Source organism: Chryseobacterium sp. G0201, assembly GCF_003815655.1.
In the GTDB taxonomy this organism is placed as follows: Bacteria; Bacteroidota; Bacteroidia; order Flavobacteriales; family Weeksellaceae; genus Chryseobacterium.
On the sequence record NZ_CP033917.1, the window covers coordinates 3,456,552 to 3,473,543 of the forward strand.

The 16,992-nt window shown below is 35.2% G+C and carries 15 protein-coding genes; 14 read left to right on the forward strand and 1 reads right to left on the reverse strand.

What is annotated here, in order from left to right; genetic code table 11:
* The first annotated feature begins 3 nt into the window (after window positions 1-3).
* The 6 genes from EG348_RS15595 (at window position 4) to EG348_RS15620 (ending at window position 7,315) form a co-directional block, all read left to right on the forward strand.
* Window positions 4-879 carry a hypothetical protein gene (locus tag EG348_RS15595; RefSeq protein WP_123983911.1) on the forward strand — a complete coding sequence of 292 codons (876 nt, stop codon included), beginning with the start codon at window positions 4-6 and terminating at the stop codon, window positions 877-879.
* Between the two features lie 14 nt (window positions 880-893).
* Complete coding sequence (locus EG348_RS15600) at window positions 894-2,051, forward strand: retroviral-like aspartic protease family protein (RefSeq protein ID WP_228414758.1); 1,158 nt, start codon at window positions 894-896, stop codon at window positions 2,049-2,051.
* A gap of 174 nt (window positions 2,052-2,225) precedes the next feature.
* On the forward strand, window positions 2,226-3,275 hold the full coding sequence (locus tag EG348_RS15605) for a succinylglutamate desuccinylase/aspartoacylase family protein (protein WP_228414759.1): 1,050 nt from the start codon (window positions 2,226-2,228) through the stop codon (window positions 3,273-3,275).
* A 145-nt stretch (window positions 3,276-3,420) separates the two neighbouring features.
* Window positions 3,421-5,277 carry a glycoside hydrolase family 13 protein gene (locus EG348_RS15610; protein WP_123983913.1) on the forward strand — a complete coding sequence of 619 codons (1,857 nt, stop codon included), beginning with the start codon at window positions 3,421-3,423 and terminating at the stop codon, window positions 5,275-5,277.
* 113 nt (window positions 5,278-5,390) lie between these two features.
* Window positions 5,391-5,909, forward strand: a complete 519-nt coding sequence (locus EG348_RS15615; RefSeq protein ID WP_123983914.1) for a nuclear transport factor 2 family protein — start codon at window positions 5,391-5,393, stop codon at window positions 5,907-5,909.
* Entirely contained in the window at window positions 5,906-7,315 is a 1,410-nt protein-coding gene (locus EG348_RS15620) for an MFS transporter (RefSeq protein WP_123983915.1), read from the forward strand. Before EG348_RS15615 ends, EG348_RS15620 begins: the two co-directional genes overlap by 4 nt.
* A gap of 153 nt (window positions 7,316-7,468) precedes the next feature.
* On the opposite strand, the gene EG348_RS15625 is transcribed toward EG348_RS15620, so the two are convergent.
* Window positions 7,469-8,065 (reverse strand): FMN-dependent NADH-azoreductase, encoded by a 597-nt coding sequence (locus tag EG348_RS15625; protein ID WP_123983916.1) that lies wholly within the window; start codon window positions 8,063-8,065, stop codon window positions 7,469-7,471.
* A 94-nt stretch (window positions 8,066-8,159) separates the two neighbouring features.
* Between EG348_RS15625 and EG348_RS15630 the strand changes: the two genes are divergently transcribed.
* From EG348_RS15630 to guaA, 8 genes are all read left to right on the forward strand, one after another.
* Window positions 8,160-8,531 carry a winged helix-turn-helix transcriptional regulator gene (locus EG348_RS15630; RefSeq protein ID WP_123983917.1) on the forward strand — a complete coding sequence of 124 codons (372 nt, stop codon included), beginning with the start codon at window positions 8,160-8,162 and terminating at the stop codon, window positions 8,529-8,531.
* A 289-nt stretch (window positions 8,532-8,820) separates the two neighbouring features.
* Entirely contained in the window at window positions 8,821-9,549 is a 729-nt protein-coding gene (locus tag EG348_RS15635) for a pirin family protein (protein WP_123983918.1), read from the forward strand.
* Window positions 9,550-9,587: 38 nt separating this feature from the next.
* Window positions 9,588-10,139, forward strand: coding sequence for an NADPH-dependent FMN reductase (locus EG348_RS15640; protein ID WP_123983919.1), 552 nt, complete (start codon window positions 9,588-9,590; stop codon window positions 10,137-10,139).
* Between the two features lie 275 nt (window positions 10,140-10,414).
* On the forward strand, window positions 10,415-11,407 hold the full coding sequence (purM, locus tag EG348_RS15645) for a phosphoribosylformylglycinamidine cyclo-ligase (RefSeq protein WP_123983920.1): 993 nt from the start codon (window positions 10,415-10,417) through the stop codon (window positions 11,405-11,407).
* A gap of 70 nt (window positions 11,408-11,477) precedes the next feature.
* Window positions 11,478-12,041: a phosphoribosylglycinamide formyltransferase gene (gene purN, locus EG348_RS15650; RefSeq protein WP_123983921.1), complete on the forward strand. Its 564-nt coding sequence runs from the start codon at window positions 11,478-11,480 to the stop codon at window positions 12,039-12,041.
* 287 nt (window positions 12,042-12,328) lie between these two features.
* Window positions 12,329-13,846 (forward strand): bifunctional phosphoribosylaminoimidazolecarboxamide formyltransferase/IMP cyclohydrolase, encoded by a 1,518-nt coding sequence (gene purH / locus EG348_RS15655; protein WP_123983922.1) that lies wholly within the window; start codon window positions 12,329-12,331, stop codon window positions 13,844-13,846.
* Window positions 13,847-13,939: 93 nt separating this feature from the next.
* On the forward strand, window positions 13,940-15,178 hold the full coding sequence (gene purD, locus EG348_RS15660; RefSeq protein WP_123983923.1) for a phosphoribosylamine--glycine ligase: 1,239 nt from the start codon (window positions 13,940-13,942) through the stop codon (window positions 15,176-15,178).
* Window positions 15,179-15,365: 187 nt separating this feature from the next.
* Window positions 15,366-16,895: a glutamine-hydrolyzing GMP synthase gene (gene guaA, locus EG348_RS15665; protein ID WP_123983924.1), complete on the forward strand. Its 1,530-nt coding sequence runs from the start codon at window positions 15,366-15,368 to the stop codon at window positions 16,893-16,895.
* The last annotated feature ends 97 nt before the right edge of the window (window positions 16,896-16,992 follow it).

Genomic DNA, 16,992 nt, shown 5'->3' on the forward strand with positions numbered 1-16,992 from the left:
GATATGCAAAAACTAAAACCAGGAATCAGAATATACTCAGAAAAGGACACAGGAATCATACAGATTAATTCCGGAATAATTCATCATTCAAAACAGGTTCCCAATGAAATTATTTTCAAAAATGAAAAATTTATACAGTGCTATGAGCCTGAAGCCCATCTGCCTAAAAGAGATTGGCGTAAATTAGATGCGGAAGAACACAACATTATTGCAGGAAATCATCAGAATAAAAAAGACTATAATTCAGTTTTTACAGGTGAAATCCCTGATCAGGTAAAAGATCTTTTCCGTAAATTGAATCTGTATACAGCTCATTCTGAGGAAGAGGTATTAGATAAATTCAAAGAAAATCATCAACTGGTAAACGAAATAAATATCAAATTAAATGAGTTTTTGGAAAGTATTTCTCTGGCTCCGTTTAAGTTTATGAGCCTTACAACAAACTATGCAAATAGCGAAATTGTATCATTAGATAAAAGGAAATTACCGGCAGGTTATACTATTAATGATTTAAAGTTTATTGGTGTTCATAAGGACAGTTCAAAAAACATGACGTTGCATACGGCTCATAAATTCGGAAACAGAATTACCCTGAATCTTGGAAAAGAGTCAAGGTATTTATTGCTGATGAATCTATCTATGCTTCAGGCTTATAACATGATTAAAAAAGAAATAGATGTAAAAGAAAATGAAGTGAACAACAAGAATATTACATCTTATTTCATGAAACTGTTCCCGGATTATCCTATGTTGAAAATAGAACAGAAACCTTATCATTATTATATTGCGCCTACAGACAACTGTTTCCATGACGGTTCTACTTTTGGAAGCACTTCTCTGGATATTGTCATGACTTATCTCGGGAAATTTTTAATTTAATCATCACTATTACTATGAAATATATCTTAGCTTTTTTATTGTCAATTTTTTCGCTCATTCAGATCATGGCTCAAAAAAAACTTCCTGTTATAAAGGCTAATTCACCCAAAGCTATCTTCATTGAAGAAGATAACGGACTAAAAACGGACTGGAATATAGATCCTTCTATAAAACCTGATGCTTACATTGTTTCTAAAATAAGTAAAGGTTCTAAAACGGTAAAAATAAAAACAGACATCGATTCCATCAAAATAACGGTGAAAAAAGGAGAAAATAAAGATTTTGTGATTCTTCTTAAAGATAAAGATTCTTGCCTGACGAGAATTGAAAGCCAGGCTCCTAAAAATTTCAGTACCGTGAAACCCGCTTTTCATGACAGCATCCGTTTGGGTATTAATGAGCAGAATACAATGTTTGTAAAGGCAGCTTTAAACAAAACAGATTCTCTTATACTTAATTTTGATACGGGAACGAGTAATCTTTCCCTCACTGCAGAGGCTTTAAAAGATAAAATTAAACAATCCCTGAAAGCAGGAGTAAACGTCCTCTCAATCGGAAACAAAAAATATTATGGCTTCAAAATTTATAAAGTGGAGTTATCGGGACACGGAACAGACGGAAGATTTGGCTGGGACTTGTTTGACGGAATGGTGGTAGAGCTTAATTATGATCATGGAACAATGGTGGTTCACTCTCAACTTCCGGAATACGTGAAAAAAGATAAAGCTTATGAACCATTAAATATAAAATATTTTAATAAAGTGTTTTTTGTTGAAACAACAATAAAACAGGGTTCTAAAACAAATAAAGACTGGTTCCTTTTTGATACAGGATATCAGCGTACAGCCATGTTGGACGGGCCTTTACTCAGGGAACAGAATTTTCCTACAGATCAGATGAAAATTATAAAAAAAGTGATCATGAAAGGAGGTCAGGGAAATGAAATCCCTGTCATAACGGCCAATCTCGAATCGCTGAGTCTGGGTAAATATAATCTTAAAAATATTCCGGCTCAACTGCTCTCCGAAAGTAGACCCATAATGGATAAAAAAATGAATATCCTTGGAAATGAAATCTTAAAGAGATTTAATATTTTTCTTGATTTTCAAAATAATGTAGTCTATATAAAGCCCAATAAACTATTTAATGACGAGTATATTGAAAAGCAGTAAATACTGTAAAATAAATATTTCTTAACTTTATAATCCTTGAAGCTTTCCTGTCTTTAAGGGTTTTTATTTTAGAGATTGTTTGTTTTTAATGATGTTTATGATAAAAACTTTTAACAAGTAAAATTATATGAAGAACTTCAGATATTTATAATTTATTTAATTATCTTTAATTCTATGAAAAAAATGAAGAAAGCGGTTTTATTATTATTGGTTTTAATGGGTGGAATGGTTAATGCTCAGGAAATCAAGCGAATAATAGATCGAAACGAAGCATTCAGAAAAGATACTGTGTTTACCATTAAAAATGATTTAAAGGAAACCTATTTGCCGGTAACTGTCATTAAAGGGAAAGAAAAAGGTCCTGTTTTCAGCATTGTTGCGGGCATTCACGGTTACGAATATCCACCGATTATTGCCGTTCAGGAATTACTAAATGAGATTAAACCTGAAAATATAAAAGGAACGTTAATCATTATTCCAATCGCCAATGTTGAGGCTTTTCAAAAAAGAATACCTTTCCTTAATCCTTTAGACCAAAAAAACTTAAATAATACTTTCCCGGGCTCTCAAAATGGAACACCAACCGACCAGATTGCGAATATTATTACAAAAGAAATTATATCAAATTCCACTATATTTTTAGACATTCACGGAGGCGATGCCAATGAAGATTTGCTGCCGTTTGTATGCTATTACGATAGAAAAGATACACCAGAAAATAAAAAATTAGCTCACGATCTGTCTGTCCAGTCTCAAATCGATCATATTGTTTCTTATCCATACAATCTTACGCCTACAGAACCTGCAAAATACGCTTTCAAGCAGGCAACCCAGCAGGGAATTACAGCTTTAAGCATTGAAGCCGGAAAATTAGGAACTGTTCAGAAAGAAAATGTAGACATGATCAAGACTGCCGTTTACAACATGCTTGAATCTTCCGGAAATTATATAAGGAATAAATCAAATATCAAAAAACTTAAAGCAATACTTCTTAATCAACAAGATTATATAAAAGTTCCCGAAAACGGAATTTTTTACAGCGAGTTGAAAAGTGGAGATAAAGTAACAAAAAATCAAGTTTTAGGCTATATTACAGACGAATTTGGAAGCAAAAAACAGAATGTTATTTCAAAAACTGATGGAATTATTTTATACAAAATAGGAACTCCACCCGTGAATAAAGGCGAAACTTTATTTTGTATAGGGTATTCAGACAAAAAATAAAATCTAAAATGTCAAAAGCTTTGAGTTCTTTGCTGAGTAGAACGCCTTTGCGAACTTAAAAGCAGTTAGTAGTCAAAAAAACTTTGTGCTCTTTGCGTTAAAAAAAATAAAAGCACCTATTTTAATTAAAATTAAAACAAAAAAAATGAAAAAATTATACACAATTATTGCGCTCTCAACCGCGGTAATCGCCTTTTCTCAAAAACCTTTAGACAAAGTAGAACCTGCCTTTTGGTGGAAAGGAATGAAAAATCCTGAGCTTCAGATCTTGGTTTACGGAAAAGATATTGCCAACAATGAAATCGAACTTTCAGACGGAGTTAAAGTTAAAAACATTGAGAAAGTTGAAAACCCCAACTATGTTTTTGTGACGGTCAATACGAACGAAATCAACGTTCCGAAGTTTAAGATTAATATAAAAAATGGCAAAAAAAATATTGGTTCTTATACTTATGAATTAAAAGAAAGACAGCCAAATTCCGCAAATAGAGAATCTTTTACTTCGAAAGATGTTATGTATTTGATCATGCCTGACCGTTTTGCCAATGGTGATGAAAAAAATGATTCAAGCCCGAATTTAACAGAAAAGGCCAACAGAAATCTTCCAAACGGTCGACATGGCGGGGATTTGCGAGGAATCATCAACAATCTTGACTATATTCAAAACTTAGGAGCAACATCAGTTTGGTTAACTCCTGTGAATGAAGACAACGAAAAAGTTTATTCCTATCACGGTTACGCTCAAACCGATTTATATAAGATCGACGGTCGTTACGGAACCAACGAAGAATACAAAGAACTTTCCCAAAAATTAAATAAAAGGAACATGATGTTGGTGATGGATTATGTCACCAATCACTGGGGAATTTCACATTGGATGATCAAAGATCTGCCCACAAAAGATTGGATTCACTGGTTTAATGATGGCGAAAATGGTTTCAAACGCTCTAATTATAAAACAACAACGCAGTTTGATACAAACGCTTCTGAGGTCGACAAAAAATTGGCATTAGACGGTTGGTTTGATACAACAATGCCCGATATTAATCAAAAAAATCCTTTGGTTTTAAAATATTTAACCCAAAACGCAATCTGGTGGATAGAATATGCGGAATTGGGAGGTTTCCGTGTAGATACTTATCCTTACAACGATAAAGAAGCGATGGCAAAATGGGCAAAAGCGATCACCGATGAATATCCGAAATTCAATATTGTCGGAGAAACTTGGCTGAATACTGCAGCCTATATTTCAGCTTGGCAAAAGGGTTCAAAAACAGGAGAAGCAGCAAATTATAACTCAAATCTTCCGTCTGTGATGGATTTTATGCTGTATGGAGATATGCCGAAAGCTTTGAAAGAAAAAGAAGGCTGGGACAGCGGAATGAATCGAATTTACAACAGTTTAGCAAGCGATTTCCTTTATCCTGACATTAATAATGTGATGGTTTTCTTTGAAAATCATGATACAGAAAGATGGAACGAGATTTTTAATAATGATCCAAAAGCTTATAAACTTGGTTTAACATTGATTTCAACCGTTCGCGGAATTCCGCAAATTTATTATGGTTCTGAAGTTGGGATGCGTGGCGACAAAAATAAAGGTGGCGATGCCGATATTCGCAGAGATTTTCCGGGTGGCTGGAAATCGGATCAACAAAATGCTTTGAATCCTTCAACTCAAACTGCTGAACAAAAGGAATTTTATCAGTTCACACAGAAGTTATTAAATTGGAGAAAAGGAAAAGAAGTTATTCATTCCGGAAAAACTAAAAATTTCGTTCCTCAGAATAATGTTTTTGTGTACTTTAGATATAATGAAAAAGAAAATGTGATGATTGTTTTAAATAATAATGAAAAAGAGGAAAAATTAGATTTAAAGCATTTTGCAGAATCTTTAAAAGGAGTTTCAAAAGGTAAAGATGTGATTTCTGATAAAGAAATTTCGTTACAAAACAGCTTAACGATACCTGCGAAAACCTCTATGATCATTGAATTAAAGTAAAACACTAAAAACACAAATATTTACACGAATTTCCACAAATAATTAATGTAATTCGTGTAAAAATTGGTGCTCTTTGCGTTAAAAATAAAATTTTAAAAGATCAAAATTTAAATATGAAAAAAACTACAATATTCTTCACTTTAATCTTATTTGTATTGAGCTTTACAACAATTTCCGCTCAATCAAAATTTGAAAAAGAAAAAACAGAAATAGGAACAATGCTAGACGGCTTCAATATCGCTGCAGCAAAAGCTGATTTTGCGACTTATTTCAATTATTTCGCAGACGAATCTACATTCATAGGAACAGATGCAACTGAAGTTTGGGATAAAAAAGCGTTCATGGTTTGGGCAAAACCTTATTTCGACAAAAAGAAAACCTGGAATTTCACTTCATTAAAAAGAAACATTTATTTCAGCAAAGATGGAAAATTAGCTTGGTTTGATGAGGTATTAGATACTCAAATGAAGATCTGCCGCGGTTCCGGAGTTGTAGAAAAAATAAATGGAGCTTGGAAAGTGAAACAGTATGTACTTTCAATGACAATTCCAAACGATGTATCTGATAAAGTGATAGCTGAAAAGACTGCGATTGAAGATGTTCTTATTCAACAATTAAAAACACAGAAATGAGAGGAATTCAAACTGATACAAAATTTACAAAAAGAGTAAAACCAAATCTTTCCATGCCTCAAATTATCAATATGAGTATGGGATTTTTGGGAATTCAGATGGCTTTCGGCTTACAGAACGGAAACGCGAGCAGGATTTTGGCCAATTTAGGAGCTGATGTTCACGAATTATCTTGGTTCTGGCTAGTTGCGCCATTTACAGGACTGATCGTTCAGCCAATCATCGGTCACATGGGCGACAATACTTGGAGTCCATTAGGAAGAAGAAAACCATATTTTCTAATTGGTGCAATTTTATGTGCGATCGGGTTGGTATTGCTTCCTAATGCAGCAACGGTAACTCATATGTTTGCTGCAAATGCGCTTTTATTGGCGGTTGTTTTCCTTGCGATGATGGATGCTTCCGTGAATATTGCGATGGAACCTTTCAGAGCTTTGGTAGGTGATATGCTTCCGAAACATCAGGGAACATTAGGATTTTCAATTCAGACTATTTTAATTGGAATAGGGGCGGTTGTAGGTTCGTATGTTCCTAGTTTATTGACAAAATTAGGAGTCTCAAATGAAGCTCCAGAGGGTTTTGTGGGAGATAATGTGATCTATTCTTTCTATGTTGGAGCCGGATTACTGATCATAACGATACTTTACACAATTATTACAACTAAAGAATATTCTCCGAAAGAATTTGCAGAGTTTGAGGACGGAAAAGAAGTCGTAGAAGAAAAATCTAAATTCAGCGATATTTTTAAGGATTTTGCCAATATTCCTACTCAAATGAAAAAATTAGGAATCGTTCAGTTCTTCTCTTGGTTTGCTTTGTTTACGATGTGGGTTTTTACGACAAGTGCTTTGGCGACTCATCATTTCGGACTTTCTCCTGAAGATACTCATTCAAAAGCCTTTAATAATGCAGGAGATTTGACGGGTGAATTGTTCGGGATGTACAATCTTTGGGCGATTCCATTTGCTTTTTTATTAACTCCATTTGCAAAATGGATCGGGAAAAAACAAACCCACGCTCTTGCATTAGCTTGTGGCGGATTAGGATTAATTTCAATGTATTTCATTAAAGATGTCAATCATTTGTGGATGTCAATGATAGGACTAGGTTTTGCGTGGGCTAGTATTTTAGCAATGCCTTATGCGATGTTGATAGAAGTTATTCCACAAAGAAAAATGGGAGTTTACATGGGGATCTTCAACTTTTTTATTGTAATTCCTCAAATCATCAACGGACTTTTTGGAGGCCCGATTGTAAGTAATATTTTTGGAAATCAGGCAATGGATTATGTTGTCGTTGGAGGAGTTTGTATGTTGATTGGAGCATTGGTGACTATGATTTTCATTAAATCAGAAGATGAAACGCCACAGGAAATTAAAGAGGAAATTCAGCAGGTACATTTTTAATTATTTTATTTAAAGTGAAATTCTAAAATAAAAGAAGCCTTTTAAAACAACAAAAGCGGATTTGAAATAATCCGCTTTTTAATTTACTATAATCAGATGGGCTTTAGCCAAAACTTTATAATCTTAACAACTTAATTTTATCATTAATTTCAATTAAACTAATTCTTCAATTTTCGCAACTGTTTTTGCTAAATTTTCATCCTTCAATTGAGGAACCATCAATCCCTGAGATTGGAAAACTTCCACATCAGTAATTCCGATGAAAGCGAATAACGTTTTTAGATAATGCTCCATATTTTCGATCAATCCGTTTTCATAAACGCCGCCGATTGCAAAATTTAAATATAATTTTTTGCCATGAATAAGGCCTTTTGGAGTTCCGTCAGCGTAAGAGAATGTTTTTCCGCCAACCGCAATACTGTCGATCCATGATTTTAACGTTGATGGAAAAGTGAAGTTGTAAAAAGGAACACCAATCACGATAATGTCAGCTTCCTCAAGTTGTTTCAATGATTCTTCCGAATATTTTCCTGCTTCTTTTTCTTGCTCACTTTTTTCTTCGTCCGGAACTCTTGAAGCGCTAAAATGATGAATTTCCAAATGCGGAATCGGGTTTGCTGCCAAATCACGGGTTACCACTTTACTGCCAGGATTTTTTTCTAACAATTGATTGATAACAGCCTGAGAAAGTTTGTTGCTTATAGAATTTTCTCCGCTGATACTGGTTTGGATATTTAAAATATTTGCCATTTTGTTTTAACTTTTTTTTGTTTTTTATTACTGACAAAATTATTGTAAATTTACTTTCCAAAGTATAGTAGTTACCTAAAGGAAAGTGAAAAAAATGGAAAAACAACACAATCATAAAGACTGTATGCAGGCTCTGAAGCCTGTCCGCGATACCTTAGATGTTATCAATGGCAAGTGGAAACTGCAGATCATCATCTCTTTAAATCACGGAAATAAACGTTTCACAGAGATTGAAAGAAGTATTCCTAAGCTGACTTCCAAAGTTTTAGCCAAAGAATTAAGGGAACTCGAACAAAACGGCTTGGTCGAAAGAATAGTCAAAGACACTTATCCCGTAAGTATTGAATATTTCCCTACAGAACATACAAAAACACTTCATCCCGTGGTAGAATCGTTAAAAGACTGGGGTGAAAATCATCGTAAACATATTTTCGGAAGCCCAACGGAAGCGGAGAAAAGTGAATAGAAAATATTACTCATTTTTCGGGAGCTGTTTCCCGCTTTCCGTTGCAATCTTTTTTTTCAAAAAAGGATTTTCTCTTCAATCGGGGCTAGGGTATTTGTCACTATCACTAGTTTTTGTCATTGCGAGGAGCGTAGCAACGAAGCAATCTCATTAAGAAATAGATATTCTCGATATTAATAAAAACTCTATGCGTTTAAACAAGCATCCGAAAGTATCTTCATTTTTCTTATCCTACGTCAACATTTCTCAAGTCTGTACACCGTAAATTTGTACCATAAATAATCACAATATGAAAACAGTATATCATAAAGCAGATACAAGAGGTCACGCAGATCACGGTTGGTTAAATTCTTACCATACCTTCAGTTTTGCGAACTATCAAAATAGAGAAAGAAGTAACTTTGGCGTTTTAAGAGTATTGAATGACGACACCGTTTCTCAGGGAATGGGTTTCGGAACACATCCTCATAAAAATATGGAAATCATTTCCATTCCGTTAGAAGGAGATTTGGAGCACAAAGATTCTATGGGAACGACTGCTGTAATCAAAAAAGGTGAAATTCAGGTGATGAGCGCCGGAACCGGCGTTATGCACAGCGAATACAACAAAAATAAAGATGAAGCCGTAAAATTCTTACAAATCTGGATTTTCCCAACAGAAGAAAATGTTGAACCAAGATACGACCAGAAAAGCATCAAAGAAGGCGAAAAAATCAATGGATTCCAACAGATTTTATCTCCAAACAAAAATGACGACGGCGTTTGGATTCATCAGGATGCATGGTTTAATTTAGCCAATTTTACGAAAGGAAACGGCAAAAATTATACGCTTAACAAAAAAGGAAACGGCGTTTATGCTTTTGTATTAAAAGGAAGCGCAAAAGTTGGTGACAGAATTTTAAATGAAAGAGATGGTTTAGGAATCTGGGATACTCAAAGCTTTAATATCGAAGCTGTCGAAGACACAGAAATCCTTTTAATGGAAGTCCCAATGGAATTACCGTCTTATCTTAAATAATAACTAAATTTGCAAACTTTAAAACAGATAAAAATATAATGAAAATTTTAGCAGTAGCAGGAAGTAATTCTGATGCATCAATCAATAGACAATTGGTAACGTACGCCACAACATTATTCGAAAACGCAGAAGTGGAAATTGTTGATATGAACGATTTTGCAATGCCAATTTATAAACATCAAAGAGAAGTGGAAAGCGGAATTCCGCAACAGGCAGTAGATTTTGCAGCAAAAATTGATGGTGCAGATGTACTTTTGGTTGCTCTTGCTGAGCATAACGGAACCTATTCTACAGCATTTAAAAATGTGTTCGACTGGACTTCAAGAATCAAACCAAGAACAGTTTGGAACGAAGTTCCGATGTTGTTGATGGCTACAGCTCCGGGAGGAAGAGGTGGATTAGGTGTTCTGGAAGCAGCAGAAAAACGTTTTCCGTCGCATGGAGGTAACATCGTTGATACATTTACACTTCCTTTCTTTAATGATAATTTTGACAAAGTGGCTCAAAAAATTTCAAATGAAGAGAAAGACAACGAATTAAGAGAAAAAATTCAGAAGATTTCGGCTATTGAATCGATCCTTGAAAAATAGGTTTGAATATTAATTTAAAATTAATATCTTTGCAAAAAGAAAAAAGATGAAAATTCAGTCCACTTTCAAAGAATGTTTCTCCATAAAAGGAAAAACTGTGGGCACTGAAATTCTGAGATAAAATAACGGCCGATAATCTACCAAGATTGTCGGCTTTTTTATTTTCTAAAATTGATATAAAAAGTATATAAATAAAAGACAAAAAGACATCGGACGTCAGATACCAGACTAATGGTCTGAAATCTGAAATCTAACATCTAATATCTAAATAAAACATGAGCAACACGTACAAATCAGCAGGAGTAGACAAAGAAGAAGGATACAAAACCGTTGACAAGATCAAAAAAGCGGTTGGGGAAACTCACAATTCAAATGTATTGAATCATTTGGGAAGTTTTGGGGCTTTCTATGAAATCGGAGGATACAAAAATCCTGTTTTGGTTTCAGGAACTGATGGAGTAGGAACGAAGCTGAAAGTAGCTTTAGATTCTAAAAAATACGATTCTATCGGAGTAGATTGTTTTGCAATGTGTGCGAATGACATCCTTTGTCACGGTGCAAAACCATTGTTCTTTTTAGATTATTTGGCTTGCGGAAAATTGGATTCTGAGATCGCTGCTGAGATCGTTTTAGGAATGGTAGCAGCTTGTAAAGACAATAACTGCGCATTGATCGGTGGTGAAACTGCTGAAATGCCGGGGATGTACCAGCCTGGAGATTATGATGTTGCAGGATTTTGCGTAGGAATTGTTGAAAAAGATCAGATTATTGACGGTTCTAAAATCAAACCGGGTAACAAAATTATTGCGCTACCAAGTTCAGGATTCCACTCAAACGGATTCTCTTTGGTAAGAAAAGTATTCCCGAATTTCGAAGAAGAATTTGAAGGAAAACCTTTATACGAAACACTTTTAGTTCCAACTAGATTATATTACAAAGATATTCACAAGGTGATTGAAGAAGTTCAGGTTGCAGGTATCGCTCACATTACGGGTGGTGGATTGTACGAAAACATTCCAAGAATTATCGGTGATGGACTTTGTGCTTCAATCGATGCTTCAAAAATCAAAATCCCAAGTATTATGTTGGAATTGGAAAAAAGAGGTGGAGTAGCTCGTGAAGAGATGTTCGGAACATTCAACATGGGTGTCGGAATGATCGTTGTAGTTGATGCAGAACACGCAGAAAAAGTATTACACCTTCTAGACGATGCTTACGAAATCGGAGAAATTACAGAAGGAAGCGAAAAAATTGATTTAAAATTCTAAAAAGACATCAGGTTTAAGATATCAGACGCCAAACTTTTAGTCTAAAATCTAGTATCTAACCTCTAAATTAATGAAAAACATAGTTATACTTGTTTCTGGTTCAGGTTCCAATCTTCAGAGAATCATTGATACCATTGATAATGGAGAAATCCAGAATGCAAAAGTATCTTTAGTGATTGCCGACAGAGAATGTTACGGATTGGAAAGAGCGCAAAATCATAACATAGAAAATGTTCTGATTCCGAGAGGAAAAAACTTCAGTAGCGAATTGAGTAAAATTATCCCTGAAAATACCGATTTAATCGTATTGGCAGGATTTTTATCAATCTTAAAACCTGAGTTTTGTGAAAAATGGAGCGGAAAAATAATCAATATCCATCCGGCTTTACTCCCAAAATACGGAGGAAAAGGAATGTGGGGACATCATGTTCACAATGCTGTTATTGAAGCTAAGGAAAAAGAAAGTGGAGCAACCGTACATTTTGTAACTCCGGGAATCGATGAAGGAGAAGCAATTCTTCAAAAATCATTCCCAGTAACAGAAGATGATACTCCCGAAACGGTAGCGGAAAAAGTTCATTTAGTTGAATATGAAATTTTCCCAATAGCGATCAATAAAGTATTAGGAAACTAATCAGTCCTTTGCTGAGTGAAATGCCTTTGCGAACTTAAAAACATTCAGCATTAATAAAAAAACTTAGCGCTCTTTGCGTTAAAAATAATATCCAGTTTGTCATTCCGTAGGAATCTAAGCATAGTTGAGATGCTTCCAGCATGACAAACAGAACGTAAAAAACACATTTAGATTTTAAATATTTCGAAAAAAAAGCAAAAAATCTAAGTAAAATAAAGTAAAATCGGAGGTGAAAGACCCGGTTTACAGTTTGAAATAGCTGTGAAAAGTAAAAAATTGAAAGTAAAATGAGTAAAAAGAGAGTTTTAATCAGTGTTTCTGACAAAGGCGGATTGATCGAATTTGCACAGTTTTTGGAAGCCCAGAATTACGAATTAATTTCTACAGGAGGGACATTCAAACATTTGAAAGATGCTGGTTTAAATCCAATTCAGATTGATGAGGTTACTAATTTCCCTGAAATGTTGGACGGTAGAGTAAAAACTTTACACCCGAAAGTTCACGGAGGTTTGTTGGCTGTTCGTTCAAGTGAAGAACACATGAAGACGGTTAAAGAACATGGAATTGATTTGATCGACATGGTTATCGTAAACCTTTATCCTTTCTTTGAAAATGTTAACAAAGACATTTCATTACATGAAAAGGTAGAGTTTATCGATATCGGAGGTCCGTCAATGCTTCGTTCAGCAGCTAAGAATTTTGATTCTGTAACGGTTATTACTGATGTTGAAGATTACGCAGCAGTAAAAATTGAAATGGAACAAAACGGTGATACGTACATCGAAACACGTAAAAAATTAGCGGGTAAAGTATTCAATCTTACTTCGGCTTATGATGCTGCTATTTCAAGAATACTTTTAGATGAAGATTATCCAACTTATCTTAATGCATCTTACAAAAAAGTTTCTGACCTTAGATATGGTGAAAACCCACATCAGACGGCTGCTTACTATGTTTCTACTTTCGAGAACGGAGCAATGAAAGATTTCGAACAATTGGGAGGTAAAGAATTGTCTTTCAATAATCTTCGTGATATGGATCTTTGCTGGAAAGTGGTAAACGAATTCAAAGAAGAAATGGCTTGTTGTGCAGTGAAGCATTCTACACCTTGTGGAGTTGCGATCGGAACTTCAGCATTGGAAACGTACCAAAAAACTTTTGAGTGTGATCCTATTTCTATCTTTGGCGGAATTGTTGCTACCAACTACAAGGTTGACGCTGCAACAGCTGAAGAATTAAACAAAACTTTCTTGGAAATCGTTATGGCTCCTGATTTTGATGAGGATGCTTTAGAAATTTTAAGAAAAAAGAAAAATTTAAGAATTATAAAAATCGTTAACCCTGTTTCTGACAAGCAAACTTGGGTGAAGGTTGATGGCGGAATCTTAGTTCAGGACAACGACAGTATCTTCTCTGATGATATTAAAGTGGTTACTGAAACCCAGCCGACAGAAGAGCAGAAGAAAGCGTTGCTTTTCTCTCAGAGAGTAGTGAAATACGTTAAATCAAACGCAATTGTTGTTTCAAACGGAATTCAGGCTTTCGGAATTGGTGGCGGACAGGTGAACAGAATCTGGGCGACTCAACAGGCAATTGAAAGAGCGAAAGGAAAATTCACAGGAGATCTAGTTTTAGCTTCTGATGCGTTTTTCCCTTTCCGTGACGTGGTTGATTTCTGCGCTCAGGAAGGCATCACAGCTATTATCCAGCCGGGAGGAAGTGTAAAAGACCAAGACAGCATCGAAGCAGCAAATGAGCATGGCATTCCGATGATGTTTACTGGTGTTAGACATTTTTTCCATTAATTAAAATAGAATTAAAATTATATTTTGAGATTGTTTTTTTAACATTCAAAATTATATATTTGTAATATTATAGACTAGTTAATTAAATAAAGTATGAGAATATTAATCATAGGTGAAGGTGGAAGAGAGTCTGCTTTGGCAGCTAAACTTCAAAATGACTCAAGAGTTTCTAAAATGTTTTTTGCAAACGGAAACGCTACTACCGATGTAATAGGGAAAAATGTTCATTTATCAGAGATTAAAGAACTTAGAGATTTTGCCATTAAAGAAAAAGTAGATCTTACGATCGTAGGTCCTGAAGCTCCGCTTGTAGCAGGGTTGAAGGATGAGTTTAAGAAGCACGATCTTAAAGTTTTTGGTCCGAATCAAAAAGTAGCAAGTCTTGAAGGAAGTAAGGCTTTCTCTAAAAAATTCATGCAGACCTATGATATCAAGACAGCAAAAGCTGTCGTATTTGATTCATATAACGAAGCTAAAGAATATGTACAAACTCAGGAATATCCTCTAGTGATCAAGGCTAGTGGTTTGGCAGGTGGAAAAGGTGTTGTAATTTGCGACACGTTGGAAGAAGCTGAAGCTACGATCCACGATTTCATGATCAGAAGAATCTATGGAGACGCAGGTATCCGTTTGGTTATTGAAGAATTTTTAGAAGGTTTTGAAGCTTCTATTATCGCATTCTCAAACGGTGAAAAACTATTCCCTTGTATTGCTGCAAAAGATTACAAAAAAGCTGGAAACGGTGATACAGGACCGAACACAGGAGGTATGGGATCTGTGGCACCAAGCCCGGAATTTACAGCAGAACACGCTGCAGATTTCGAACAAAATATTTTAGAACCTACTGTAAAAGGTCTTAAAGCTGAAGGTTTCAGTTTCAAAGGAATTATCTTCTTCGGATTGATGGTAACTAAGAAAGGAACTTACCTTCTTGAGTACAACATGAGATTCGGTGATCCTGAAACTCAGGTATTGATGGCTTTAATGGAAAACAATCTGTTAGACGTTATCAACGACTGTATGGAAGGAAAAGACATCGAACTTAAATTTAAAGACGAAAAAGCAGTTTGTCTTGTAATGTGTTCAGGAGGTTATCCTAGAAATATTGAAACAGGTTTTGAGATCGTAGGCGAAGATAAAGTAAAACACAGTCAGCTGTTATATGCAGGAGCTATCAAAAAAGGCGACAAAGTCGTTTCCAATGGTGGTAGAGTACTCAACATTGTGGCTACAGGAGCAACTTACGATGATGCCCGCAAGAAAGTATACGAAGATGCAGGACATGTACACTTCGATTACAGTTTCTACAGAGAAGACATCGGGAAGTTTTAATAAAAATCAAAAAAAAGATTTGGAACATTTCCAAGTCTTTTTTTGTAAAACGTTTCATCAATAGGATCGGGCTGAATAAGCAAGATCTAAAGACACTTAAGGTGAGCCCTGAAGGGGCGAAACTATAATAGCTCCGGGTGAAACCCGGATAAAAATCATTTATCAATCATCATTTATCAATTATAAAATGAATAACGGTATTATCATATTAGATTTCGGATCTCAGTACAACCAGCTTATCGGAAGAAGAATCCGTGAGATGGGTGTATATTCTGAAATTTTACCTTTCAATACGCCATTAGAAACTATTTTAGAAAAGCAGCCGAGAGGAATTATTCTTTCCGGCGGTCCCAGTTCTGTGAATGCAGAAAATGCTCATTTAGTTGAAAAAGAATTATACGAGCAGGGAATTCCCGTGTTGGGAATTTGCTACGGAATGCAGTTAACAGCACACCTTTTAGGCGGAAAAGTAAATAAAGGTGAAAAAGGAGAGTACGGAAAAGCTCATTTAGATATCATTAAAGAAAGTTCTTTGTTAAAAGGGGTAACTCAAAACTCTGTAGTTTGGATGAGTCACTTTGATGAGGTTGGAGAATTGCCGACAGGTTTTGAACTGAATGCAAAATCTGGTGTAATTGCTTCTATTTCTAATGAAGATAAGAAAATCTATTGCGTACAGTTCCACCCTGAGGTTTCTCACACTGAGGAAGGAGGTAAAATGTTGGAAAATTTCGTTTTCAGCATCTGTAATGCAGGGAAAAACTGGAAACTGACCAACTATATCGAAAAAACAGTTGCAGAAATCCGTGAAACAGTAGGTGACAATAAAGTAATCCTTGGTCTTTCAGGAGGAGTAGATTCTTCTGTAGCAGCTGTTTTAATTCACAAAGCGATCGGTGATCAGTTGCAATGTATCTTTGTTGATACAGGTTTATTGAGAAAGAATGAAGACGTAAAAGTAATGGAAAATTACGGCGAGCATTTTAATATGAATATTAAATTGGTTGACGCTTCAGAAAGATTCTTATCTAAATTAGCCGGAGTTGACGATCCTGAACAAAAAAGAAAGATCATCGGAAACGAATTTATTCATGTTTTTGATGAAGAGTCTCATAAAATCGAAGGTGCTAAATTTTTAGCTCAAGGAACAATTTACCCTGACGTTATCGAAAGTCAGTCGGTAAACGGACCTTCAGCAGTGATTAAGTCTCACCACAATGTTGGCGGACTTCCGGAAGAAATGGAATTTGAGCTGTTGGAGCCTTTGAGAGAGCTTTTCAAGGATGAAGTAAGAAAGGTTGGGGAAGAATTAGGTATTCCTCATCATTTGGTACACAGGCACCCTTTCCCTGGTCCAGGTTTAGGAATCAGAATTTTGGGAGCTGTAGATGCTGAAAAAGTAAAAATTCTTCAGGAAGCTGATGATATTTTCATCGAAGAATTATATAAAAATGATCTTTACGAGAAAGTTTCTCAGGCATTCGTAGTTTTACTTCCTGTAAAATCTGTTGGAGTGATGGGTGATGAAAGAACATATGAGTATACTGCGGTTGTTCGTTCTGCCAACACCATCGACTTTATGACAGCAACGTGGAGCAGACTTCCTTACGAGTTTTTAGATACTGTTTCAAGCAGAATCATCAACGAAGTAAGAGGGATCAACAGAGTAGCTTACGATATTTCAAGCAAACCACCTGCAACGATTGAGTGGGAATAATTTTGACTTGAATTTTAAATATAAATCCTGCCTTTGGGCGGGATTTTTTTGTTTTTTAGCTTAATTATTTTTGAGGAGCAATTTGAATAAGTCGAAC

Bases quoted from the DNA above. Each gene is read 5' to 3' on its own strand.
- purH (WP_123983922.1), top strand. From the start codon at position 12,329: ATGAGTAAAAAGAGAGTTTTAATCAGTGTTTCTGACAAAGGCGGATTG.
- EG348_RS15635 (WP_123983918.1), top strand. From the start codon at position 8,821: ATGAAAACAGTATATCATAAAGCAGATACAAGAGGTCACGCAGATCAC.
- purD (WP_123983923.1), top strand. From the start codon at position 13,940: ATGAGAATATTAATCATAGGTGAAGGTGGAAGAGAGTCTGCTTTGGCA.
- EG348_RS15620 (WP_123983915.1), top strand. From the start codon at position 5,906: ATGAGAGGAATTCAAACTGATACAAAATTTACAAAAAGAGTAAAACCA.
- EG348_RS15630 (WP_123983917.1), top strand. From the start codon at position 8,160: ATGGAAAAACAACACAATCATAAAGACTGTATGCAGGCTCTGAAGCCT.
- guaA (WP_123983924.1), top strand. From the start codon at position 15,366: ATGAATAACGGTATTATCATATTAGATTTCGGATCTCAGTACAACCAG.
- EG348_RS15640 (WP_123983919.1), top strand. From the start codon at position 9,588: ATGAAAATTTTAGCAGTAGCAGGAAGTAATTCTGATGCATCAATCAAT.
- EG348_RS15595 (WP_123983911.1), top strand. From the start codon at position 4: ATGCAAAAACTAAAACCAGGAATCAGAATATACTCAGAAAAGGACACA.
- purM (WP_123983920.1), top strand. From the start codon at position 10,415: ATGAGCAACACGTACAAATCAGCAGGAGTAGACAAAGAAGAAGGATAC.
- EG348_RS15625 (WP_123983916.1), bottom strand. From the start codon at position 8,065: ATGGCAAATATTTTAAATATCCAAACCAGTATCAGCGGAGAAAATTCT.
- purN (WP_123983921.1), top strand. From the start codon at position 11,478: ATGAAAAACATAGTTATACTTGTTTCTGGTTCAGGTTCCAATCTTCAG.
- EG348_RS15610 (WP_123983913.1), top strand. From the start codon at position 3,421: ATGAAAAAATTATACACAATTATTGCGCTCTCAACCGCGGTAATCGCC.
- EG348_RS15605 (WP_228414759.1), top strand. From the start codon at position 2,226: ATGAAAAAAATGAAGAAAGCGGTTTTATTATTATTGGTTTTAATGGGT.
- EG348_RS15600 (WP_228414758.1), top strand. From the start codon at position 894: ATGAAATATATCTTAGCTTTTTTATTGTCAATTTTTTCGCTCATTCAG.
- EG348_RS15615 (WP_123983914.1), top strand. From the start codon at position 5,391: ATGAAAAAAACTACAATATTCTTCACTTTAATCTTATTTGTATTGAGC.